Origin of the sequence: Streptococcus parasanguinis, from assembly GCF_019929185.1 — a bacterium.
Lineage (GTDB): Bacteria > Bacillota > Bacilli > Lactobacillales > Streptococcaceae > Streptococcus > Streptococcus parasanguinis_O.
Window position 1 is genome coordinate 78,405 of the sequence record NZ_JAHZPC010000001.1, and the last position, 21,854, is coordinate 100,258.

The 21,854-nt window shown below is 42.4% G+C and carries 23 protein-coding genes; 20 read left to right on the forward strand and 3 right to left on the reverse strand.

What is annotated here, in order from left to right:
• Positions 1-117: 117 nt before the first annotated feature.
• Both K1I56_RS00405 and K1I56_RS00410 read left to right on the forward strand, forming a co-directional pair.
• Positions 118-1,209 carry a carbamoyl phosphate synthase small subunit gene (locus K1I56_RS00405; protein ID WP_223324662.1) on the forward strand — a complete coding sequence of 364 codons (1,092 nt, stop codon included), beginning with the start codon at positions 118-120 and terminating at the stop codon, positions 1,207-1,209.
• A complete protein-coding gene (locus K1I56_RS00410; protein ID WP_223324663.1) occupies positions 1,206-2,945 on the forward strand; it encodes an ATP-binding protein in 1,740 nt (579 codons plus the stop codon). The genes K1I56_RS00405 and K1I56_RS00410 overlap by 4 nt, the downstream gene beginning before the upstream one ends.
• A gap of 36 nt (positions 2,946-2,981) precedes the next feature.
• Here the strand turns inward: K1I56_RS00410 and pepT are convergent, their stop codons facing one another.
• From pepT to K1I56_RS00425, 3 genes are read right to left on the reverse strand one after another with little or no spacing between them, the layout of a single operon-like run.
• Entirely contained in the window at positions 2,982-4,202 is a 1,221-nt protein-coding gene (gene pepT, locus K1I56_RS00415) for a peptidase T (protein WP_223324664.1), read from the reverse strand.
• 2 nt (positions 4,203-4,204) lie between these two features.
• Positions 4,205-5,026 (reverse strand): Cof-type HAD-IIB family hydrolase, encoded by an 822-nt coding sequence (locus K1I56_RS00420; protein WP_223324665.1) that lies wholly within the window; start codon positions 5,024-5,026, stop codon positions 4,205-4,207.
• Positions 5,023-5,778: a LexA family transcriptional regulator gene (locus K1I56_RS00425; protein ID WP_061455229.1), complete on the reverse strand. Its 756-nt coding sequence runs from the start codon at positions 5,776-5,778 to the stop codon at positions 5,023-5,025. The genes K1I56_RS00420 and K1I56_RS00425 overlap by 4 nt, the downstream gene beginning before the upstream one ends.
• A gap of 195 nt (positions 5,779-5,973) precedes the next feature.
• On the opposite strand from K1I56_RS00425, the gene K1I56_RS00430 reads away from it, so the two are divergent.
• The 18 genes from K1I56_RS00430 (at position 5,974) to K1I56_RS00515 (ending at position 21,853) form a co-directional block, all read left to right on the forward strand.
• Positions 5,974-6,411 carry a GNAT family N-acetyltransferase gene (locus tag K1I56_RS00430; protein ID WP_021153308.1) on the forward strand — a complete coding sequence of 146 codons (438 nt, stop codon included), beginning with the start codon at positions 5,974-5,976 and terminating at the stop codon, positions 6,409-6,411.
• Between the two features lie 66 nt (positions 6,412-6,477).
• Positions 6,478-8,304, forward strand: a complete 1,827-nt coding sequence (gene lepA / locus K1I56_RS00435; protein WP_009731117.1) for a translation elongation factor 4 — start codon at positions 6,478-6,480, stop codon at positions 8,302-8,304.
• A 155-nt stretch (positions 8,305-8,459) separates the two neighbouring features.
• Positions 8,460-9,104 (forward strand): hypothetical protein, encoded by a 645-nt coding sequence (locus K1I56_RS00440; protein ID WP_223324666.1) that lies wholly within the window; start codon positions 8,460-8,462, stop codon positions 9,102-9,104.
• 84 nt (positions 9,105-9,188) lie between these two features.
• Positions 9,189-9,683: a YkgJ family cysteine cluster protein gene (locus tag K1I56_RS00445; protein ID WP_045759503.1), complete on the forward strand. Its 495-nt coding sequence runs from the start codon at positions 9,189-9,191 to the stop codon at positions 9,681-9,683.
• Positions 9,683-10,372, forward strand: coding sequence for a pyrimidine 5'-nucleotidase PynA (gene pynA, locus K1I56_RS00450; RefSeq protein ID WP_045759502.1), 690 nt, complete (start codon positions 9,683-9,685; stop codon positions 10,370-10,372). Before K1I56_RS00445 ends, pynA begins: the two co-directional genes overlap by 1 nt.
• Before the next feature lie 123 nt (positions 10,373-10,495).
• Positions 10,496-10,768: a 30S ribosomal protein S16 gene (rpsP, locus tag K1I56_RS00455; protein ID WP_003007475.1), complete on the forward strand. Its 273-nt coding sequence runs from the start codon at positions 10,496-10,498 to the stop codon at positions 10,766-10,768.
• 20 nt (positions 10,769-10,788) lie between these two features.
• On the forward strand, positions 10,789-11,028 hold the full coding sequence (kphA, locus tag K1I56_RS00460; RefSeq protein WP_003001620.1) for an RNA-binding protein KphA: 240 nt from the start codon (positions 10,789-10,791) through the stop codon (positions 11,026-11,028).
• 43 nt (positions 11,029-11,071) lie between these two features.
• Positions 11,072-11,404: a MazG nucleotide pyrophosphohydrolase domain-containing protein gene (locus K1I56_RS00465; RefSeq protein ID WP_045759501.1), complete on the forward strand. Its 333-nt coding sequence runs from the start codon at positions 11,072-11,074 to the stop codon at positions 11,402-11,404.
• Positions 11,405-11,478: 74 nt separating this feature from the next.
• On the forward strand, positions 11,479-12,261 hold the full coding sequence (locus K1I56_RS00470; protein ID WP_223324667.1) for an alpha/beta hydrolase: 783 nt from the start codon (positions 11,479-11,481) through the stop codon (positions 12,259-12,261).
• Positions 12,262-12,297: 36 nt separating this feature from the next.
• Positions 12,298-12,816: a ribosome maturation factor RimM gene (gene rimM, locus K1I56_RS00475; protein ID WP_223324668.1), complete on the forward strand. Its 519-nt coding sequence runs from the start codon at positions 12,298-12,300 to the stop codon at positions 12,814-12,816.
• Positions 12,806-13,522 (forward strand): tRNA (guanosine(37)-N1)-methyltransferase TrmD, encoded by a 717-nt coding sequence (trmD, locus tag K1I56_RS00480; protein WP_223324669.1) that lies wholly within the window; start codon positions 12,806-12,808, stop codon positions 13,520-13,522. Before rimM ends, trmD begins: the two co-directional genes overlap by 11 nt.
• Positions 13,523-13,659: 137 nt before the next feature.
• Positions 13,660-15,981 carry a CAP domain-containing protein gene (locus tag K1I56_RS00485; RefSeq protein WP_223324670.1) on the forward strand — a complete coding sequence of 774 codons (2,322 nt, stop codon included), beginning with the start codon at positions 13,660-13,662 and terminating at the stop codon, positions 15,979-15,981.
• Positions 15,982-16,210: 229 nt separating this feature from the next.
• On the forward strand, positions 16,211-16,954 hold the full coding sequence (locus K1I56_RS00490; RefSeq protein WP_003001800.1) for a DeoR/GlpR family DNA-binding transcription regulator: 744 nt from the start codon (positions 16,211-16,213) through the stop codon (positions 16,952-16,954).
• Positions 16,951-17,862 carry a 1-phosphofructokinase gene (gene pfkB / locus K1I56_RS00495; RefSeq protein ID WP_223324671.1) on the forward strand — a complete coding sequence of 304 codons (912 nt, stop codon included), beginning with the start codon at positions 16,951-16,953 and terminating at the stop codon, positions 17,860-17,862. The genes K1I56_RS00490 and pfkB overlap by 4 nt, the downstream gene beginning before the upstream one ends.
• Positions 17,859-19,835, forward strand: coding sequence for a PTS fructose transporter subunit IIABC (locus K1I56_RS00500; protein ID WP_223324672.1), 1,977 nt, complete (start codon positions 17,859-17,861; stop codon positions 19,833-19,835). Before pfkB ends, K1I56_RS00500 begins: the two co-directional genes overlap by 4 nt.
• Positions 19,836-19,964: 129 nt before the next feature.
• The gene (locus K1I56_RS00505; RefSeq protein ID WP_049493031.1) at positions 19,965-20,402 is read left to right on the forward strand and encodes a hypothetical protein; all 438 of its coding nucleotides are present in this window, start codon (positions 19,965-19,967) and stop codon (positions 20,400-20,402) included.
• A 224-nt stretch (positions 20,403-20,626) separates the two neighbouring features.
• Positions 20,627-21,001 (forward strand): DUF1149 family protein, encoded by a 375-nt coding sequence (locus K1I56_RS00510; protein ID WP_009731099.1) that lies wholly within the window; start codon positions 20,627-20,629, stop codon positions 20,999-21,001.
• A 3-nt stretch (positions 21,002-21,004) separates the two neighbouring features.
• Complete coding sequence (locus K1I56_RS00515) at positions 21,005-21,853, forward strand: DegV family protein (RefSeq protein WP_049496229.1); 849 nt, start codon at positions 21,005-21,007, stop codon at positions 21,851-21,853.
• The last annotated feature ends 1 nt before the right edge of the window (position 21,854 follow it).

Genomic DNA, 21,854 nt, shown 5'->3' on the forward strand with positions numbered 1-21,854 from the left:
ACAATTCATTGAAAGGAAAGGAAGAGGACAGAGTAGACAGCTACATGGAATCTGACTTTCCTTTTTTTGAGGAACTATGATAAAATTGGATTAGTGTAAAAAGAAGGGAGGGGTTCGATGAAACGATTATTGGTCCTAGAGGATGGGACTGTATTTGAAGGGGAAGCCTTTGGTGCAGACTTATATGTGACTGGTGAATTGGTCTTTACGACTGCCATGACAGGCCATCAAGAATTGATTACGGATCAGGCTTTTAGTGGCCAGATCCTCTCCTTTACCTTTCCAGTTATTGGCGCAACAGGGATCAATCGGGATGATTCTGAATCCATTACACCGACTTGTCTGGCAGTGGTGGTTCAGCATTTGGTGGAGATGCCGAGCAATTGGCGGCAACAGATGACCTTGGATGAGTTCTTGAAGCGAAAAAAAATCCCGGGTATTATGGGAATCGACACGCGTCAGGTTGCAAAAATTGTCCGCAAGTATGGACGGATGAAAGCGACTGTGATTAACAAGGGTGACTCGATAGAACATATCTTGGATCAGTTGCGGGCAACGGTCCTTCCTAAGGACCAAGTGCGTCAAATGTCGACAAAAACGGCCTATGCTGTACCAGGTTTTGGAAAGAGTATTGCCTTGATTGATTTAGGTGTCAAGCACTCTGTCTTGCGCCAGCTGAGTCAAAGGGACTGTAATGTCACTGTCTATCCCTATGATATCTCTTATGATGAACTGATGGAGCAGCAACCCGATGGCGTTATTTTATCCAGTGGGCCTGGCGATCCCCATCAGGTAAAAAAACTCTGCCGCTTGATCAAAAAGCTCAATGGTCAGATTCCAATCTGGGGCATGGGCTTGGGAGCCCAGCTGCTGGCTCAAGCATACGGGGCTGAGCTAGCTCCCATGGAAGTTGGACACTTCGGATTAAATATTCCTGTACGTGAAATTGCGACAGGAAAAATCGAGATAACGAGTCAAAATCACTTGTATAGTATCGCACGCGATAGTCTACCTCATGATTTATTGGTCACGCATGAAAACGTCAATGACCATAGTATTGAAGCTTTTCGTCATCGTTACCAACCGATTTTAGGGGTTCAATTCCAAGTGGATGCGAGTCCAGGGCCAAGGGAAAATCTCTATTTTTACGATGAATTTTTAGAGTTGATTGATGCCAAAATTCACGAAAGTAGAAGGGAGAAGGAATGATGAAACAAAACCAGAAATTGCTTCTCCTATGTGGAGATTCTTATCAGGATATTAGCCTCTTGGCTGCGGTAAATGAAGCACAAAAACTTAATGCCAAGGATGGAAATGCTCTTGTCCTTTATCTGGGCGAAGAAAATACTATCACCCAAGAAGCTGGAGAACAGGTTGTGGTCAGCAAGCTCAAGCTGGATGCTCTTAGGACGACTCTTCTTTCCTATACTGGATCTCACTTGCTCTTAGCCTTTGCGGATAAACAGATTTTGAATCTCTTGTTTCGTTTGGAGGAAACTGGATTTTTCAAAGACGCATCGATTAGGATTATCGGACCGAGCCTCCAACGCTACCGGACCTTTTATCAGCAGGCGGATCAACGACGTCTCTTTCAAGAGTTGGGCTATCAAGTACCCGCTTCCGCACTGGTTGGTTCTGTTCGAGAAGCCATTGAGTTTTCTGAAGGCATTCAATTTCCCATTATGATCTGGCCGGTAGCGAGTAAGCAAGGGCAGGGACGAAAGATTGCTCATAACCTGGATGACCTGTGCGAAGCAGTAGAAACGGGACTTTCGGTCTCTCCAAGTCAACAGTGTTTGCTAGAATTTTCGACCTATGGTTTTAAGGAACTGGATTTTGTGGTCATGCGGGATCGCGAAGACAATCACTACCTGGCAGCCTCTATCGAAAGCATTGATCCTGTCGGGATCCACTCTAGTGACTCTTATCAATTTATGCCAGCTGTCACCCTGACTGACCGGGAGTTTCAAAATCTTCGTGAAGCAGCGATCCACATCAGTCGCTATTTGAAGCTGACAGGAGCCATTTCGATCAAGTTTGCTCTTGATCCGACGAGCTATGCTTTTTATATCCTAGAAGTTAATCCATTTGCTTCCGATAGTATCTCGATGGCCTCTATGGGCTTGGGCTATTCCTTGTTTGAGCAAGGAGTTCAGCTACAATTGGGGCGTTCTCTCGAGCATTTGCCTCACCCTTTATTAAAGGATCTAAAGGCTGTTTACGAACCGAGTTTAGACTATATATTCTTTAAGATTCCGATTTTTTCTGATGCTGCTAAAAATGCCCGCCTCAATACCCAAATTCACTCTTATGGGGCAGTTTATGGATTTGGAAAGAGGATCGATGAAGCTTACCAACAGGCCTTAGAAACCATTAAAGATAAAAAACTGCTGACTGTCTTTCCTGAAGAAATGAGCGATGATGAGTTAATCCAAAAAATAGCTCGTCATATGCCCCATCGGCTCTTCTATATCTTAGAGGCTCTGAAACGTGGTTTTGAGTTTGAGGAACTCTTGGATTTAAGTAAATTAGCACCGATTTATTTGCAGGTCCTTGCCAACCTTGTAGCGATGGAAAAAGCAGCAGAAGTTGCAACAAGTCCAGCATTTCTTCCGGTTGAGCCATCAGCTGGCTTATATGAGGTCAAAGAAGGGGCGGCCTATTATCTGACTCAAAATGGGACCAATGAGTCATTCGGTTTGGATGCTGCTTGTGTCTTGGTGGATGATCTAGAAATTCGGGACCCGAGTTTTTACCAAAAGGTACGAAAGAAGGGACAAGAGTTAAAAGAAAAAGGACAACAGGTGATCTTAGTCACCAATTGTCCTTTTACAGAATCTTTGGCAGATAAAGTCTATTATCTTCCTATCAATGAGACAAGCCTTAACCTAATTCAGTCCATTGATCAGGTAAAAGATATTGTCAAGCTTTCTAACATACAATAAAGGATCCGGACAATCTATCCGAATCCTTTTTGTTTCTTATTTTTTGGTCACAATACCGATAATGGTATCAACAGCGCGTTCCATGGTTTGGAGGCTAACGTATTCAAAGCGACCGTGCATATTTTCGCCACCGGCAAAGATGTTTGGTGTCGGAATTCCCATAAAGGAAATTTTAGACCCATCAGTACCACCGCGGATCGGTTCAATGATTGGAGTGATGCCAAGATCTTCCATGACTTCTTTAGCAAGGGTAATCGGCGTCATATCTTTTTCAATCACTTGCTTCATGTTGTAGTACTGATCTTTGAGGGTGAGGAGAATGCGTTCGCTACCGAGCTCCGCATTCATCTGATCCGCAATAGATGTCATGAGGTCTTTGCGTTTCTCAAAGCTTTCGGTTTCAAAGTCCCGAATGATGTAACTGGCACTTGCTTCCTCAACAGTACCTTCAATGTTCATCAAGTGGTAGAAGCCTTCATAGCCTTCGGTTAATTCAGGACGTGCTCCTTCAGGTAGTTTGTTATGGAAATCAATGGCCAATTGAAGGGCATTGATCATTTGACCTTTGGCTGTACCTGGGTGGACATTGCGTCCTTTGAAGGTAATTTCAGCTCCAGCTGCTGAGAAGGTTTCGTATTGAAGCTCCCCAAGAGGACCGCCATCAACCGTATAAGCAAAGTCTACATCAAAATCTTCTGCATCAAATTGATCTGCTCCGACGCCGATTTCTTCATCTGGACCAAAGCCGACACGGATCTCCCCGTGTTTGATTTCAGGATGCGCTGTCAGGTATTCGATAGCCGTCATAATTTCAGCGATACCAGATTTATCATCTGCTCCCAGAAGAGTAGTACCGTCCGTCGTGATCAAGGTTTGTCCCTTGTAGTTGTTCAAATGAGCAAAATCAGCTGGATCCAGTGTGAAACCAGAACCCCCTAGAGCAATGACACCCCCATCGTAATTCTCAACGATTTGTGGATTGACATTTTCAGCATTGAAGTCAGCGGTGTCCATGTGAGAGATAAATCCAATCTTGCGTGTAAAGCTTGGATCATTAGCTGGAAGTGTCCCAATGGCATAGCCGTTTGGCAAATAGTAGACGTTTTGAAGACCCACGCGTTTCATCTCAGGAATCAAGACGTTGGTTGCAAAATCAACTTGTGATTGGGTACTTGGAGTGGTTGTAGAGTTTTCGTCTGAACGTGTGTTGACCTTTACATAGGTAATAAAACGGTCCAACAGATTTGCGTATTTCATAATCATTCTCCTTTTTCAGTTTCAATTAATTTGTGAATAGCATGGGCCACGCCATCCTCATCATTAGTCAAGGTGATGAAGTCAGCTATTTCCTTGACAGCAGCATTGCCATTTCCCATAGCGACGCTATAGCCAGCAAAACGAAGCATTTCAAGGTCATTATTAGCATCTCCAAGAGCCATAACCTGGTCTCTGCTGTAGCCTAATGTTTGGCTTAATGCTTGAAGAGCAGATGCCTTGCTCGCACCTTTAGGAAGGATTTCAAATAGGATATTCTGTGAACGAACAGTGTTAAAATCAGCTTCTAATGCAGCCTCGTGCTGAGCTTGAAAGGCATCAATAGCAGAAGGATCTCCCACATACATAGCTTGAAAAATAGGAACAAGGTTGGGTAGATCCTCTTCTGAGACAGGTGTTGGTTTACTATTTACGATGCCGGCATCCATCGTAACCAGTTCACTGGCTTCAGGTGCGACTACTAGGTAATGATCCATGTCGAATAAGGTCAGCTGGACGTCTGAATCTTTCGTCAAAACATGCAACCGGTGCATGTCCTCAAGGCTTAATTCTTCCTTACCAATGATTTCCCAATTCTTAGTAGACAAAGTTGTACAGCCGTTATTGATAATCATATAATAGTTGCCATCCGGAAGACCGATCTCTTCAAAGATGGGACGGACCCCCGCTAAGGGACGTCCCGTACAGATCACAATATCATAGCCCGCTTCATGGGCCTTATGAAGAGCTTCGATATTGCCTTTAGACAGTGACTTATCTTCATGCAAGAGAGTTCCGTCCAAGTCAATCGCGATTAATTGAATCATTTGATCTCCTCCAAATCAAGAGGAACAAAGCCATCAATCACTTTTCCAATCACCCCAGGTTCCTCATCTAGTGGAATAATCTGATCACTATATTTCTTATTGAGGGAAACGAGTCGTACCCCGTTGGCCTCACGAAAGACACGTTTGATCAACGTTTGCCCATCAAAATCAATGGCATAAATAGCCCCTGCCTGATCGTAGTAGGTTTGCTTGATTAACACAACGGCTCCTTTTTCATATTTGGGCTCTAGGGAATCCGTATGAATCCAAAAAGCCAAGTCGTAAGAGATCTTTTGATCAAACCAGACGATATCAGCCTGTTTCTGATTTTGATAAGATGCAAAAGAATCATAGACAGAATAAGAGTGGTATTGCTTTTCAATCTTCTGTCTTTCTTTCTGATGGGTCAAGAGACTTTTTCCATAAGAAAGAAGATTTTCTTGATTTCCCTCATCGAGCTGTTTGTACAATCTCTCAATCTCTGAATCAATGACCACAAAATCATTTCGTAATCGAGGGTCAATTTCAGCAACTGATACCTGAAAAAAGGCAGCAATCTTCTCCAAATTTTCAGGAACGGGAAGAGAAGTTCCTTTTACATAACCAGTCAAAGTGCTAGCAGGAATTCCAGTAATACGAGATAATTCGATCTGTTTTTTGCCTTGTTCTTTCAGTAATTCTCTGATCTTTTCCGATATAATCCGTAATGCCTCTTTGTCTTGAGGACTTGCTTTTCCACGACCTCTGGCCAACGTACTCACCTCCTTGTATTTACCTTTTCTATTATAATGAATTAAATCGAAAAAGTAAATAGAAATCACTGATAAATGCGAAAAAAGATTAATTCGATATAAATCAGATTTTCTTTTTGAATTTTATTATATCTTCCTTTACTTTTTGAGGAAAAAGGTCTAAGATAAAAGCAAAGAGTTCATGGAGGTGGAGCTATGATTCGTAGCGTTCAAGTCAAAGATGCAGGTCAAATTAGAGATTTATGTCACCAAGCATTGGGGTATGATTCGACCCTTGAAAAAGTGGCAGCTCAGATTGATAAATTTAATTCGCCAGATTCGGATCATTTTTGCTTTGTTTATGAAGAGGACCAAACAGGAAATATTCTTGGTTATGTGGAAGCAGAAGTTTACGAAAGTCTCTATAGTGACGCTGGTTTGAATATTTTGGGGCTAGCGGTTTTTCCATCTGCTCAAGGACGTGGGATCGGTCGCCAATTGATGGAGCGAGTTGAAGAACTTGCCAAAAGCAGGCATTCTGCTTTTATCCGTTTAAATTCTGCATCTCATCGAAAAGAAGCCCATATCTTTTACGAACGCTTGGGCTATGAGGGAAATAAAACGCAGAAGCGATTTTTGAAAATAATGAATTAAGATAGGCAAAGGCCTATCTTTTTTGTTATAATGAAGAGTACGATTAAATTTACTAGGAAGATGATTATGCCAAATTTTGAAGAATTAAAAAAACGACAAGAGAAGATTCGGAACTTCTCGATCATCGCCCATATTGATCACGGAAAGTCAACCTTGGCCGATCGAATTTTAGAAAAAACCGAAACCGTGTCTAGTCGGGAGATGCAAGCCCAACTCCTAGATAGCATGGACCTGGAACGGGAACGTGGGATTACCATTAAGCTCAATGCCATCGAGTTGAACTACACGGCTAAAGATGGGGAGACCTATATCTTCCACTTGATTGACACACCGGGACACGTGGACTTTACCTATGAGGTTTCGCGTTCGCTGGCTGCCTGTGAGGGTGCCATTCTTGTAGTAGATGCGGCTCAAGGGATTGAAGCCCAGACTCTAGCCAATGTTTACCTTGCTTTGGACAACGATTTGGAGATTCTGCCAGTTATTAACAAAATTGACTTACCAGCTGCAGATCCAGAACGTGTGCGCACAGAAGTAGAAGATGTCATCGGCTTGGATGCCAGTGAAGCAGTCCTAGCTTCTGCCAAGGCTGGTATTGGGATTGAAGAGATTTTGGAGCAGATTGTTGAGAAAGTTCCTGCTCCGACAGGTGATGTTGAAGCTCCACTTCAAGCCTTGATCTTTGATTCCGTCTATGACGCCTATCGTGGGGTGATCCTTCAGGTACGGGTTGTCAATGGAATGGTCAAACCAGGCGATAAGATCCAGCTCATGAGTAATGGAAAAACCTTTGATGTGACTGAGGTTGGGATCTTTACTCCTAAAGCAGTTGGACGTGATTTCCTTGCAACTGGAGACGTTGGCTATATTGCGGCCTCTATCAAGACCGTTGCAGATACCCGTGTCGGGGACACTGTGACCTTAGCGACCAATCCAGCAAGTGAGCCACTACATGGGTACAAGCAGATGAACCCAATGGTCTTTGCTGGTCTTTACCCAATCGAATCTAATAAATATAATGATCTTCGTGAAGCCTTGGAAAAATTGCAATTGAATGACGCTAGTCTTCAATTTGAACCGGAAACTTCTCAAGCCCTTGGTTTTGGTTTCCGTTGTGGTTTCTTGGGACTTCTTCATATGGACGTTATCCAAGAGCGCTTAGAGCGTGAGTTCAATATTGACTTGATCATGACAGCACCGTCTGTTATCTACAAGGTTAATTTGACAGATGGCGAAGCACTGGATGTGTCTAACCCATCTGAGTTCCCAGATCCAACCAAGATCGCTTCAATCGAAGAACCTTATGTCAAAGCGCAGATCATGGTGCCACAAGAGTTTGTCGGAGCTGTCATGGAATTGGCCCAACGCAAACGTGGGGACTTTGTGACCATGGACTACATCGATGAAAATCGGGTGAATGTCATCTATCAAATCCCACTTGCGGAAATTGTCTTTGATTTCTTTGATAAATTGAAGTCTTCCACTCGTGGCTATGCGAGCTTTGACTATGAGTTGTCTGAATACCGTCCCTCTAAATTGGTCAAAATGGATATCCTCCTCAATGGCGATACTGTCGACGCCCTCAGCTTTATCGTTCACAAGGACTTTGCTTATGAACGTGGTAAGTTGATCGTTGAGAAGCTTAAGAAGATTATCCCTCGTCAACAGTTTGAGGTGCCCATCCAAGCAGCTATCGGTCATAAGATCGTGGCCCGTACAGATATCAAGGCCCTTCGTAAGAACGTCTTGGCCAAGTGTTATGGAGGGGACGTCTCACGGAAACGTAAGCTTCTTGAAAAACAAAAAGCCGGTAAGAAACGGATGAAAGCTATCGGTTCGGTAGAAGTACCGCAGGAAGCCTTCTTGTCCGTATTGTCAATGGATGAAGAATAAGAAAGAAAGTGCCCCCTAGAGGGCACTTTTGTTTTATGTTTGAAAGAAATGAACTGGATTAGAGATATTGTATCAGATGTAACACTTTTCCTATTTTAAAATACCCTCGTTTATGGTAGACTAAAGGACGGAAAACGTTCACAAGGAGGTTGAGCATGAAACACAAATTACTAGTCGCATCCCTTACGATTCTCTCTGCCTGCACACTAATGGCCTGTAGTCACACCACAAAAAAAGATACAGCAGCTTCTTCTACAAAAGAAAGTAGCAGCAAAGTCGAAAAGAAAACAAGCAGCTCTTCGTCAAAGGATGCTTCTTCTACAAAGAAAAGTACTACCAATCAAGAAACCAAGCGGATTGGAAATGCAGATTATGGTTACATCGATATTCCAAGTAAATGGATCAAGTTCACGGATATCGATGGGACAGAAGCTATCCAGTATACGGATGGGAGTGGCTATAACATTGTCACCTTGAACAGCTTTACGCGGGAAAAAGCAAAAGTTCCTGCTGATATTGAATTTAATGCTGAATTTCTAGCCAAGAAACTGGCCGTTATGTGGCAAGATAACCAGGATGTTGATAAGATGACGGGAGCGCGGACTAAAGTCGCAGGTCTGGACGCTTACCAGCTTCAAATTGTCATGAAATCTGGTCAATACCTGATTACTTGGATCTTCCAGAAGGGTGAAAAAGTTTATACCATTTCTTTTGAAGGAGATGCAGAAACCTTGAAAACCTTTATCCCATACATCGAAGACACTTGGAGTCTGGATGGAACAGGTGCCGTAACGGATTGATGAAGTGAGATAGATCTCAGGATATATCTTTTTTTAGAGTCTTTGTGGTATAATCTTTCTATTGTTTAGAAGAGGAAATAGAGGATGACACAGGAAATTGATATTGAAAAATACCATCAGTTAGCTCTCCAAAAGCAAAAGGAGCACCGCAAGGTATTGGCAAATCTCAAGAAGAAGCCACCTAAGAATTTAGATAAACTAGCGCAAGAAATTCACGATGAAGTTTTCCAAGAAATCGATTGTACGGCTTGTGCCAATTGCTGCAAAACCTTAGGGCCTGATTTTAAGGAAGCGGATATCACACGCATCGCCAAATATTTCAAGATGAAGCTTCCTGCCTTTGAGGCGGAATTTCTTCAAGTCGATGAAGATGGGGACAAGGTTTTTAAATCCATGCCTTGCCCCTTCCTTGGTGGCGACAATCTCTGTTCCATCTACGATGTTCGGCCGAAAGCTTGTCGGGAATTCCCTCACACCGATCGCAAGAAGATCTATCAGATCAACCATCTGACCATCAAAAATACGCTCACCTGCCCAGCAGCTTATTTATTTGTAGAAAAATTGAAAGATCGTTTGTAATGGCATATAAATTTTTACTTTTTGATTTGGACCATACCTTGTTGGATTTTGAATCTGCTGAAGAAACAGCCTTGACGCAGATGTTAGAAGACATGAATTTTCCAGATGTAAAGGCCTTTAAAGATTACTACAAACCTATGAACCAAGGGCTCTGGAAGGATTTAGAACAAAAGAAGCTCACTAAACAAGAGCTCGTAGACAGTCGGTTTGCGATTGGGTTTGCCCACTTTGGGATCACGGTTGACGGGGCTGAGATGGCTCTTCGCTACCAAGATTACATCAGTCTTCAAGGGCAGTCTTTCCCGGGGGCAGAGGACTTACTGGCCCGACTTGAAAAAGCTGGTTACCAGCTCTATGGCGCAACGAATGGAGTGACCGCCATTCAAGAAGGACGCTTAGCTCATTCTACCATCGCACCTTATTTTAAAGAGGTCTTTATCTCTGAACAGCTTCACACTCAGAAACCAGAACCTGCATTTTTTGACAAAGTTGGTCAACTGATTCCAGGTTTTAGCAAGGAAGAGACCCTTATGATCGGTGATTCCTTGACAGCGGATATCGCAGGAGGCCATGCTGCGGGGATTGATACCGTCTGGTATAATCCAGATCACAAGGAAAATACCAGCCAAGTAGTGCCGACTTATACCGTTAGCAACTATCAAGAAATCGCCGATTTACTGATAAAATAAAAAAATTAAATACTGTCAAGTTTTTTTCTTGACAGGTTGATGAAATGTGTTATAATAGATCATGTGCTAAATAGCTTGTCTATTTCACCGAAAAATTAAAATATAGAAAAGAGACTTATAAAAATGGCAGTTAAAATTCGTTTGACTCGTATGGGTTCTAAGAAAAAACCTTACTACCGTATCAACGTAGCAGATTCACGTTCACCACGTGATGGACGTTTCATCGAAACAGTTGGAACTTACAATCCACTTGTTGAAGAAAACCAAGTAACTTTGAAAGAAGACCGCGTTCTTGCATGGTTGGCTGATGGAGCTCAACCTTCAGATACAGTTCGCAACATCCTTTCAAAAGCTGGTGTTATGAAGAAATTCCACGATTCTAAATTCTCAAAATAATTTTTTAAGTAGGTTGATGTATGGATACGATTGAAAATCTCATTATTGCAATTGTGAAACCCTTGATTTCACAACCGGATGCTTTAACCATCAAGATCGAAGATACTCCTGAATTTTTGGAGTACCATCTTGACCTTGATCCTAGCGATGTTGGTCGTGTAATCGGTCGAAAAGGTCGCACCATTTCTGCGATAAGAACGATTGTCTACTCTGTCCCAACTGAAGATAAAAAAGTAAGAATCGTTATTGACGAAAAATAAAAAGGCGGGACTTGGTCCCGTTTTTTTGTTGAAAGGAGAAGGAATGAAAGAAGTGACCATTCAGCAATTACAAGCCTATTTAAAAGAACATTACCAGGACACCAGAACTGAAGAAGGGCTGTTTATCAAACTGGTTGAAGAGGTTGGGGAAGTAGCTGAAGTCTTAAATGGACGTTCTGGACGTAAAGCAGGTGTTCAGGATTCGAATGAGGAATTGGCTAAAGAGCTCGCTGATATCATTCACTATACGGTTGCCATCGCTGCTATCAATGAGATCGACCTTACTAAAACCATCTTTGAAAAAGATAAAACAGCAGCAGTTAAATACCAGCACGAGCGGGATTTGGAGCAGTTTCTAGCAGATAAGTCCATTTGAGAAAATCCCTTGAACGTGATAAAATAAACATAAGAATATTTAGTGAATTATTGTATAGAATGAGTGGTTTTGATATGAACCGATTTGAAGTAACTACAAAGATTGGTTGTCTCTCTGTTACTTATAAAAAGAGAAATAGAGTACTAGTTTGTTTAAATGGTGCTGGTTTGATTCCAACTTATGAAAATTTTCTACCAATACTTGAAAAACTTCCTTCTTCAATGGGCTACCTTACAATTGATTTTCCAAATACAGGAAGGAGTTCTATTCATAATCAGACAGGACTTAATTTGGACAATCTGGTTGATACGGTATACAAAATTCTGAAAGGATTGGGAATTTCTGATTATATACTATGTGTTCATAGTTTAGGTGGTGTTTTGGCTTTAAAGTTGATGAGTAAACCAATTAAGTGTCAAGCATTGATAGCACTTGAACCGACAACGAAAAATATAATGTTTGCTGATTTTTCCAAAAATCCTTATCCAGAAATGGAAGATCAAATGAGGATGATTGAAGAATGTGGGCCTGAAAATTATTTCAAGGGATTAACTCAAGCAGCATTTGACCTTGAAACTGATAGACTGATTTGGGAATTGATGGAAGCAAAGGGATTAGAGTTGGAAAAGCAAGTTCCTGGTTTTCAGATATCTGTAAATATTACTGCTGAAGATTTTGATAGTTTGTCCTTAGCAGATAATATTCCTATTTTCATATTTTGTCAGGCGTATAGAGAAAAAGAGTACAGAGATTCAGAATATTGGAGTACTAAAACAAGACTCATTCTAGGTGGAAATCACCACTATCTACAGTGGTCAGAGTCGGAAAAAATTGCAACTATTATTAAGGACTTGTAGAGATAAACTAATTAAAAGAGGAATGTAAAGAATAAAATGAATTATTTTAACGTTGGGAAAATTGTCAATACCCAAGGCTTACAAGGTGAGATGCGGGTCTTGTCTGTGACAGACTTTGCGGAAGAGCGCTTTAAAAAAGGAGCAGAGTTGGCTCTCTTTGATGAAAAGGATCGTTTTGTCCAAACGGTAACCATTGCTAGTCACCGCAAGCATAAGAACTTTGATATCATCAAGTTTAAGGATATGTACCATATCAATGCCATCGAGAAATTCAAAGGCTTTAGCCTCAAAGTTGCGGAAGAAGACTTGACGGATTTGGACGAGGGTGAGTTTTATTACCATGAGATCATCGGCCTTGATGTTTACGAAAATGACCAACTGATCGGTCAGATCAAGGAGATCCTGCAACCAGGAGCCAATGATGTCTGGGTCGTGAAACGCAAAGGCAAACGCGACCTTCTCTTGCCTTATATTCCGCCAGTGGTGCTCAATATCGATATCCCAGGAAATCGGGTGGATGTAGAAATCTTAGAAGGGTTAGACGATGAAGATTGATATTTTAACCCTCTTTCCAGAGATGTTTTCGCCTTTGGAGCATTCGATTGTCGGAAAGGCGCGTGAAAAGGGACTCCTTGAGATCAACTACCATAATTTTCGTGAAAATGCGGAGAAGGCGCGCCATGTGGACGATGAACCCTATGGTGGCGGGCAAGGCATGCTCTTACGTGCTCAGCCCATCTTCGATGCCTTTGATGCGATTGAGAAAAAGAATCCGCGCGTGATCTTACTGGACCCTGCTGGTCGGACCTTTGATCAATCTTACGCAGAAGAGTTGGCTCAAGAAGATGAATTGATCTTTATCTGCGGTCACTATGAGGGCTACGATGAGCGGATCAAGAGCTTGGTAACGGATGAGATTTCACTGGGGGATTATGTCCTGACAGGTGGGGAACTTGCTGCCATGACCATGATTGATGCGACAGTCCGCTTGATTCCAGAAGTGATCGGCAAAGAGTCTAGTCACCAGGATGATAGTTTCTCGTCGGGTCTTCTAGAATACCCTCAATACACACGGCCTTATGAATACAGAGGAATGACAGTTCCCGATGTTCTCATGAGTGGTCATCATGAAAATATCCGTCAGTGGCGCCTCTATCAGAGTTTGAAAAAGACCTTAGAACGTCGGCCAGACTTGCTAGAAAACTATGAGTTGACAGCAGAAGAAGTGAAGATGTTGGAACAAATTAAACAAGAAGACTAACAGCGTCAGCTGTTTTTCTTTTGCTCCAAAATTTTATGAAAAAAACTTTTTAAACCTACTAGTTATTGGTAACAAAATGTGGTATGCTAGGGGGTAGAGAAACTTCAAGAAATGATTCAGTTTTGGGGGTGAGTTTAATGGGAAAGAAATTAGGAAAATCGGTTTTTACGACAGGAGTTGCGGCGACAACGGTACTGTCTGGAATGTTTCATCATAAGGCTAGTGCGGAAGAGGTCAAGCAAAATGAAAATGCAGAAACCAACAGTACGGAAGTAGTCGAAAAACCAATTACAGTTGATGAGTTGAAGCAAATTACAGCTCAAAAAGGGCAAGTGGTGAAAGATGTCCACTACCAAGAGCAAAAAGTGATCGATGCTCAAACGGAAGTCAAGGCTGCTGGACAAGAACTGGAAGAAAAGAAAGCAGATGTAACGGATGCGGAAAACCTGATCGCAACGACTTCAAATTCACAAGTTCAGAATGCAGAAAATGACGTCAAGGTGGCGCAAGCCTATGTGACCATCGAAGAAAATAAGGTTCGAGAGGCGGAAGCTGCACATGATCAAGTTGTAGAGGCTGTTCGTCAACAGGAAAATCAGGTTACAGCTCAGGAATCTTTGGTCGATGTAGCACAAAATGAATTGAACCAAGCCAAAGCGCCAATTTCTAATGATGAGAATGTGCTAAACCAGGCCTTGTTGGAGCAAAGCCAAGTCGAGCAAAGTATTCGAGAATCTCAGAGTTATCTCGCGACCTTGCAAGCGAGTCAGCAGAATGGGGCTGACACAGTGGCTCAAATTGAGAGCGATATTCAACTGGCTCAAACGCGTCTGACAGATTTGAAAGCGGTCATCGCAACCAAGGAAGCAGAATTGGCAGCCTTAGAACAAGCAGCGGCCAATAGCCCTGTCCAGTTGAGTCAAGCAACCTACGAAGGCTACTTGCAACACTTGGCTGACAATGGCAATGAAGCTGCAGCAAGTGCTTTAGCCCTTTACAAGCGTGGTCGTGAAGAAGACGGCTTGACGGTTGGAGAGTCTGGATCCTTGCAAGCCAATCTTCGAGCCCTTGAAATCGCAGATGCCATTAATAACTATCGTCGCAATGCAGGTTTGCCTGAATTGGAGCTGGATCCTTATTCCCTTCCTGCCAGTCAAGTTCAGTTAGAATACTTCAAAAAGGCTAACTGGCATATGTTTAAGTATTTGCCAAACGAAAATATTGCTTATGGTTTCTCACCTGCTGGTGCAGTAGACTTTTGGTACAATGAAAAAGCGGCTTATCAAGAGGTGGCGGCTCAATACGGTCTACCAACAGACGAAACTCAAATCGATGCCAACGACATCTATATGAAGATTGGGGCTGAGGCCTTTGCTAAGGTTGGTCACTACCTCCAAATGGTAGACAACAAAGCAACGGCTTTGTCAGTGGCTTATGACCCAAGTAATGCCATGTCAGAAGCAGCTTTCTTACACAGTCCAGTTACCTCAGCAGTGTCAACCAATGCACTTGCTTACCAATTGCGTCAGGGAGCTGGTGCTACAACGACAAGATCAGATGTGAAAGCAAAATCTGATGAAGTCGCTAACCTCAAGCTGGACAAGGCCAATCAAGAGTCCCAAATCATTATCTTGCAAGGCAAATTAGAAGATGCCCGCCATACTAATTCAAATGTAGAAGTAGAAATGGCCAATGTGCAAAAGACCATCCAAAACTACAAAATTCTTCTTGTCAGCAAAGATCATGCGGTTGAAAAAGCAAAAGCGACTCTTGATGTATCTCGAGGTCGGATTGACGCAGCTATCCAACCGAAAGAAGCAGCGCTTCAAAAAGCGAAAGATTTGTTAGCAGCTGCGCGTGAGAAATTAGATCTTTTAAAATCGGAAGAAGCAGAAAAAGCCCAAGTCGTTCAAGAAGCGCATGAGGGCTTGAAGGCAGCGCAAGAGCGCCTGGTTGCTGCTGAAAAACGTCTTTCTGACTTTAAAAATGCTCCAGAATTATTGGTCAAAGCCCAATCAGTTTTATCAGCTGCGGTGGCTAATTTAGAAAATAAAAAAGAAAAATTAGAAGCTGAATTCACAACTCTTCAATCTTATCAAAGTGTCGTGGAACTGTTGAATTCTCAATATGAAGATCTTGCGTCACGAATGGATCCAGCTATTTTAGAAGCAGCAGATATGCCAATGGATATCCGCTCAAGCAATCCAACCACTTTTTCGGATAGACCAACAGTTCTTCCAACAAGTACCAATAGTCCGCAAGTGCAAGCACCAAAAGCTACTCCAGCTCCAAAACAAGAAGCCAAAGTAGAAGAAATCAAACCCAAAAAAGAAAACAGCCAAGCTGTGGCAAGTGTAGATTCTTCCAAATATGCAGCAGCAACAACAGGTGTAGTCGTTGGGCTACTTGCCGGATTGTTTGGTTTCAAGAAAAAGAAACAATCTTCAAATAATGATTAAGACATACTGAGAATAGAGTGGATGCATAGACACTTTATTGCTTAAAATCTTTAGAGAAAATTTATGAGGGTGGGACAAGAACTCTTTTAACAAAATGAGTTCATTCCGCTCTTTTTTTGTACTCTTTTGAAACTTTTGAAAGAAAGTGACAGAAAATGATAAAAAATTGTTGACATTTTTTGAAGAAAGAGTATAATGGTTTTTGTAATCGATTGCAAAAGGAGGAGTAATGCTCAAGTCTGAACGAAAACAATTTATCCTCGAAAAGGTATTAAAGGAAAAGTTTGTTTCCTTAGAAACCCTTGTGCAAGAGCTGGGAACGTCTGAATCAACCGTTCGTCGAGACTTGGATGAGCTAGAAGCTGAAAGCAAACTCCGCCGGGTTCACGGCGGTGCGGAAAGCCTGCATTTTCTTCAAGAGGAAGAAAGTAATAAAGAAAAATCTATCAAAAACATTCAAGTTAAGTCAAAAATTGCGGTAAAAGCAGCAGAGTTGATCAAAGATCATGATGTCATCTTTATCGATGCTGGGACGACTAATGAACTCTTGGTACAAGAAATTGTCAATCCAACGGTAACTGTGGTGACCAATTCGATTCACCATGCGACCAAGTTGGTCGAGCGAAATGTTCCGACGGTCATCATCGGTGGAAAGGTAAAATCTTCTACAGATGCTAGTATCGGAGGGATTGCGCTCAATCAAATCGGTCAGTTGAATTTTGACAAGGCCTTTCTTGGAATGAATGGAATCGATGATGAATTTTACAGCACTCCAGACCTGGAAGAAGGATCTGTCAAGCGTGCGATTATCGAAAATGCAAAAAAAACCTATATCCTAGCGGATGATTCAAAAATTGGAGTGACATCCTTTGTCAAAGTGGCTCCGATCAAGCGAGCCATGATTATCACCAATCAATGTGAACCGCAACGATTAAAGGTTTTAAAAGAAAAAACGGAGGTTATAGAGGTTTGATTTATACAGTAACACTGAATCCAGCCATTGACTACATTGTCCGTCTCGATCATGTAGAGACCGGGGCGGTCAACCGGATGGCTTCGGAAGATAAATTCGCCGGTGGTAAGGGGATCAATGTCAGTCGTGTTTTGAAGCGGCTCGATATTGAGAACACAGCGACAGGGTTTATCGGTGGTTTCACAGGACGCTTCATCGAAGACGTACTGACTAGCGAAGCTATTTCAACCAACTTTGTGACAGTGGATCAGGATACCCGGATCAATGTCAAGATCAAAGCCGATCAAGAAACAGAGATCAATGGGAACGGCCCAGAAGTAACGGAAGCGCAGTTGCAAGAATTACTCAGCATCCTATCAAGCTTAACAGCAGATGATGTGGTAGTCTTTGCAGGATCTGCCCCATCTTCACTTGGAAATGCTGTTTACAAAGAATTGATCGCAGCAACTCGTGCGACAGGTGCACAAGTCGTTTGCGACTTTGAAGGGCAAACTTTGATTGATTCCTTAGAATTCAATCCGCAATTGGTCAAACCAAACAACCATGAGTTGGGAGATATTTTTGGAGTGACCTTGACGGAATTGCCAGAAATTGAACGCTATGCCAAAGAAATCTTGGCCAAAGGAGCACAAAACGTCATTATTTCCATGGCAGGTGATGGTGCTCTCCTTGTCAGTCCAAGTGGCACTTACTTCGCAAAACCAATCAAAGGGCAAGTGAAGAATTCAGTCGGAGCTGGGGATTCCATGGTAGCAGGCTTCACAGGGAAGCTCGCAACGACAGGAGACGTTATCGAAGCCTTCAAATGGGGCGTGGCTTGTGGCACAGCGACCACCTTCTCAGATGATTTGGCGACAGCGGACTATATTAAAGAAACTTATGAAAAAGTAGAGGTAGAAAAACTATGAAAATTCAAGACGTTTTAAATAAAAACGTGATGTTGTTTGATCTTCAAGCAACAGATAAAGAAGGCGTGATCAATGAGATGATCCAATCGCTCGTTGACAATGGTGTGGTGACAGATTTTGAAACTTTCAAAGCTGGGATTATGAACCGTGAAGCACAAACTTCAACTGGTTTGGGTGACGGAATTGCTATGCCGCACAGCAAAAATGAAGCTGTCAAAGAAGCAACGGTCTTGTTTGCAAAATCAAACAAGGGTGTGGATTACGCATCTCTTGATGGTCAACCAACAGACTTGTTCTTCATGATTGCAGCTCCAGAAGGCGCAAACGACACTCACTTGGCAGCCCTTGCTGAATTGTCTAAGTACTTGATGAAACCAGGATTTGCGGACAAACTTCGCCAAGCAAGCACACCTGAGCAAGTGATCGCAGCCTTTGATGCGGAAGAGCAAGTAGCTGCAGCAGAAGAAGCGAAAAAAGCAGAAGCAGTCAAAGAAGCAGCTTCATCTGACAAACCGCTCATCGTTGCTGTTACAGCATGTACAACTGGTATCGCCCACACTTACATGGCAGAAGAAGCCCTCATCAAAAAAGGTGAAGAAATGGGTGTTACGGTCCGCGTTGAAACAAACGGTGCATCCGGTGTCGGCAACCGCTTGACAGCTGAAGAAATCGCCAAAGCTGAAGGGGTCATCATTGCAGCGGATAAAGCAGTTGAAACAGCTCGTTTTGACGGCAAAAAATTGATCTCTAAACCTGTTGCAGCTGGTATCCGTCAAACAGAAGAATTGATCCAAACCATCTTGGATGGCAAAGCAGATGTCTTCCACGCTGAAAATGCTGCAGAAGCTAGAGCTAGCCAAGAAAAATTGAGCCTAGGTGGAGCCTTCTACAAACACCTGATGAGTGGGGTTTCTCAAATGCTTCCATTCGTTATCGGTGGTGGGATCTTGATCGCCCTTGCCTTCTTGATTGATCAAATCATGGGTGTGCCAACTGACCTTGAGTCTTTGAAACAACTTGGTTCTTATAACCAGCCTGCTGCTTACTTCATGACTGCCGGTAAAGCTGCCTTTGGTTTCATGTTGCCAATTCTAGCTGGATTTATTGGATTCTCTATTGCAGAAAAACCAGGTTTGGTTGCTGGTTTTGTAGCTGGTGCTATTGCTGATAGTGGTGCAGCCCTTGGAAATGTTGCATACGGAGCTACTAAAGCAACTATTCCTGCCGCGCAAAGTTCCGGTTTCCTTGGAGCCTTGGTTGGTGGTTTCCTTGCAGGTGGAGTGATTCTTGTTCTTCGTAAGGTTCTTGCAGGCCTTCCACGTTCACTAGACGGTATCCGTTCAATTCTTCTCTTGCCATTGCTTGGTGTTGGACTTACCGCAGCAATTATGTTTGTATTGAACATTCCAATGTCAGCAATTAATACTGGAATGAATACTTTCCTTACAAATCTTGGAGGAAGTTCAGCAGTTCTTCTTGGTCTTCTTGTCGGTGGTATGATGGCTGTCGATATGGGTGGACCAGTTAACAAAGCAGCTTATGTATTTGGTACAGGTACGTTGACAGCTTCAGCTCTTTCTGGCGGTGGTTCAACCGTTATGGCAGCCGTTATGGCAGCTGGTATGGTTCCTCCATTGGCAGTATTCGTAGCTACAGTCTTGTTCAAAGATAAATTTACTAAAGAAGAACGCGATTCTGGTTTGACTAACATTGTTATGGGTCTTTCCTTCATCACAGAAGGTGCCATTCCATTTGGTGCAGCTGACCCAGCGCGTGCGATTCCAAGCTTCATCGTAGGTTCATCTTTGACAGGTGCCCTTGTTGGTCTTGCAGGCTTGAAATTGATGGCTCCTCACGGAGGAATCTTCGTAATCGCCCTTACATCAAATCCACTTCTTTACATCTTGTTCGTATTGATCGGTGCAGTCGTAAGTGGTATCTTGTTCGGATTGCTTCGCAAACCTAAAAATTAAACATAACTAAAAGGTTGGGCATTCCCAACCTTTTTTGTTGCGTAAAAACACCAACTAGTGATGAAGTTGCTTATCTCTATAGATTTCGATACAATTATTATAACTTTTCCTTTTCAAGGAGGACGGATCATGAAAAAAGGGAAATTGGTCATTCTTTTAGCAATCACTTCTGTATTAGCAGGAGGTGTGATTATCGCTAGTCAAAAACAAAATATCTTTTCAAATGACACGCACCCAAGTAAGCAACTTAGCGCTAGAAAGAAGCAACTAGCTTATTTAAAGGAACACGAAAAAGATATGGCCGATTTTGTAAAATCGATGAGCCCGAAAGTTGATAGTGTCCAGTTTGATTGGGATAGTATGGAAGTTGGTCAGGTAGGCAATGGGACACCTCATGGTGGTGGCTATATGTTAACACTGAGAGGAAAGGTGAATCAGAATAAACAAACGAAATTCATGGTTGGTTTTTCTTTAGATAATGCTAACAGCACACCAAAGGAATTTGGAATTTATGAGATGCAACCGGTAAGAATTTATAGGGATGGCGGTTGGTATTATTATGACTAATCGTCATTCAAAAGCCTTTATCTTGTTTTTTCGAGCATGACAAAAGGATCATAAGCCAAAAAAGTTAATAATTGATCAGAAATAGTTATCCTCTATCTAAAAAATGGCCAGACTTCCCCGGACTTTTCTTCTTGTACTAGCGAAAAATTCACCTCATTCTACATTGGTATCTTGAGCCGAATTATGGTATAATAAGCATAACGCATATTTTTAGGAGAATAAAAATGGATATTCAACGTGAAAAAGAATTTGTCAGCCAATACCACTATGACGCTCGTAATTTTGAGTGGGAAAAAGAAAATGGCATTCCCGAAACAAAAGTAGATGTAAACTTTCAATTAATCAATCGTGATCAACAACAAAACACAACGTCTTTGATTGTGATTTTGAGCTACATGATTGTATTTGACGGTTTTGTGATCAGTGGAACTATCACTCAAATTAACCACTTGTTTGGTCGTTATGTCAATGAACCAAGCGAATTCAGCAAAGATGAAGTGGAAGAATTGGCTCGTCCTTGCTTGGATATGCTCAACCGTTTGACTTATGAAGTTACAGAAATTGCCCTTGATTTACCGGGTATTAATTTGGAGTTTTAATCAATGAAATTAGCAGTGATTACAGATTCGTCTGCCTATTTACCGCAGCACCTTCTCCATCACGACGACTTATTTATTTTAGACATTCCGATCTATATCGATGGAGAATCCTATGTGGAAGGGAAGAATCTGACACACGACGAGTTCTACCAAAAGATGGCTGCGTCTAAGGAATTACCAAAGACTAGCCAACCGAGTGTGGCAGCGTTAGAAGAACTCTTATCTGGTTTGACAGCTAAAGGTTATACGCATGCTCTAGGTCTCTTCTTGTCATCAGGCATCTCCGGATTCTACCAAAATATCCAATATTTGAAGGACGAATTTGAAGGCTTGACCGTCGAATTTCCTGACTCAAAAATCACTAGCGCTCCATTAGGAATGATGGTAGAAGATTGCTTGAAATGGGCTGGTGAAGGTCGTTTGTTTGATGAGATTGTGGCCAATGTCCAACACCAGATTGATGGGACCACTGCCTATATTATGGTCGATGATTTGAATCACTTGGTCAAGGGGGGACGCCTGTCAAATGGCGCTGCCATCATTGGCAATCTCTTGAGTATCAAGCCGATCCTTCACTTTAATGACCAAGGTGTCATCGAAGTTTTTGAAAAAGTCCGTACGGAAAAGAAAGCCATAAAACGTTTGGTGGAAATCGTTGATGAAGGACTCACCGGAGGGCATTACCAAGTCTTTATCATCCATGCCAATGTACCTGAAAAAGCCGAAGCGCTTCGTCAAATGTTGGTGGCTGAAGGGGTAGAGGGAGAAATTCCTTTTGCCACCTTTGGAGGCGTGATTGGGACGCACTTAGGTGACCATAGCTTAGCAGTTGGGTATATCCCTATCGTTTAAG

Excerpts from the sequence above, each read along its gene's own strand:
- K1I56_RS00470 (WP_223324667.1), top strand. The coding sequence starts at position 11,479 with ATGAACCGATTTGAAGTAACTACAAAGATTGGTTGTCTCTCTGTTACT.
- pynA (WP_045759502.1), top strand. The coding sequence starts at position 9,683 with ATGGCATATAAATTTTTACTTTTTGATTTGGACCATACCTTGTTGGAT.
- K1I56_RS00510 (WP_009731099.1), top strand. The coding sequence starts at position 20,627 with ATGGATATTCAACGTGAAAAAGAATTTGTCAGCCAATACCACTATGAC.
- rpsP (WP_003007475.1), top strand. The coding sequence starts at position 10,496 with ATGGCAGTTAAAATTCGTTTGACTCGTATGGGTTCTAAGAAAAAACCT.
- K1I56_RS00515 (WP_049496229.1), top strand. The coding sequence starts at position 21,005 with ATGAAATTAGCAGTGATTACAGATTCGTCTGCCTATTTACCGCAGCAC.
- K1I56_RS00490 (WP_003001800.1), top strand. The coding sequence starts at position 16,211 with ATGCTCAAGTCTGAACGAAAACAATTTATCCTCGAAAAGGTATTAAAG.
- K1I56_RS00420 (WP_223324665.1), bottom strand. The coding sequence starts at position 5,026 with ATGATTCAATTAATCGCGATTGACTTGGACGGAACTCTCTTGCATGAA.
- pepT (WP_223324664.1), bottom strand. The coding sequence starts at position 4,202 with ATGAAATACGCAAATCTGTTGGACCGTTTTATTACCTATGTAAAGGTC.
- lepA (WP_009731117.1), top strand. The coding sequence starts at position 6,478 with ATGCCAAATTTTGAAGAATTAAAAAAACGACAAGAGAAGATTCGGAAC.
- trmD (WP_223324669.1), top strand. The coding sequence starts at position 12,806 with ATGAAGATTGATATTTTAACCCTCTTTCCAGAGATGTTTTCGCCTTTG.
- K1I56_RS00410 (WP_223324663.1), top strand. The coding sequence starts at position 1,206 with ATGATGAAACAAAACCAGAAATTGCTTCTCCTATGTGGAGATTCTTAT.
- K1I56_RS00445 (WP_045759503.1), top strand. The coding sequence starts at position 9,189 with ATGACACAGGAAATTGATATTGAAAAATACCATCAGTTAGCTCTCCAA.
- K1I56_RS00500 (WP_223324672.1), top strand. The coding sequence starts at position 17,859 with ATGAAAATTCAAGACGTTTTAAATAAAAACGTGATGTTGTTTGATCTT.
- rimM (WP_223324668.1), top strand. The coding sequence starts at position 12,298 with ATGAATTATTTTAACGTTGGGAAAATTGTCAATACCCAAGGCTTACAA.
- K1I56_RS00465 (WP_045759501.1), top strand. The coding sequence starts at position 11,072 with ATGAAAGAAGTGACCATTCAGCAATTACAAGCCTATTTAAAAGAACAT.
- K1I56_RS00505 (WP_049493031.1), top strand. The coding sequence starts at position 19,965 with ATGAAAAAAGGGAAATTGGTCATTCTTTTAGCAATCACTTCTGTATTA.
- kphA (WP_003001620.1), top strand. The coding sequence starts at position 10,789 with ATGGATACGATTGAAAATCTCATTATTGCAATTGTGAAACCCTTGATT.
- K1I56_RS00440 (WP_223324666.1), top strand. The coding sequence starts at position 8,460 with ATGAAACACAAATTACTAGTCGCATCCCTTACGATTCTCTCTGCCTGC.
- K1I56_RS00405 (WP_223324662.1), top strand. The coding sequence starts at position 118 with ATGAAACGATTATTGGTCCTAGAGGATGGGACTGTATTTGAAGGGGAA.
- K1I56_RS00430 (WP_021153308.1), top strand. The coding sequence starts at position 5,974 with ATGATTCGTAGCGTTCAAGTCAAAGATGCAGGTCAAATTAGAGATTTA.
- K1I56_RS00485 (WP_223324670.1), top strand. The coding sequence starts at position 13,660 with ATGGGAAAGAAATTAGGAAAATCGGTTTTTACGACAGGAGTTGCGGCG.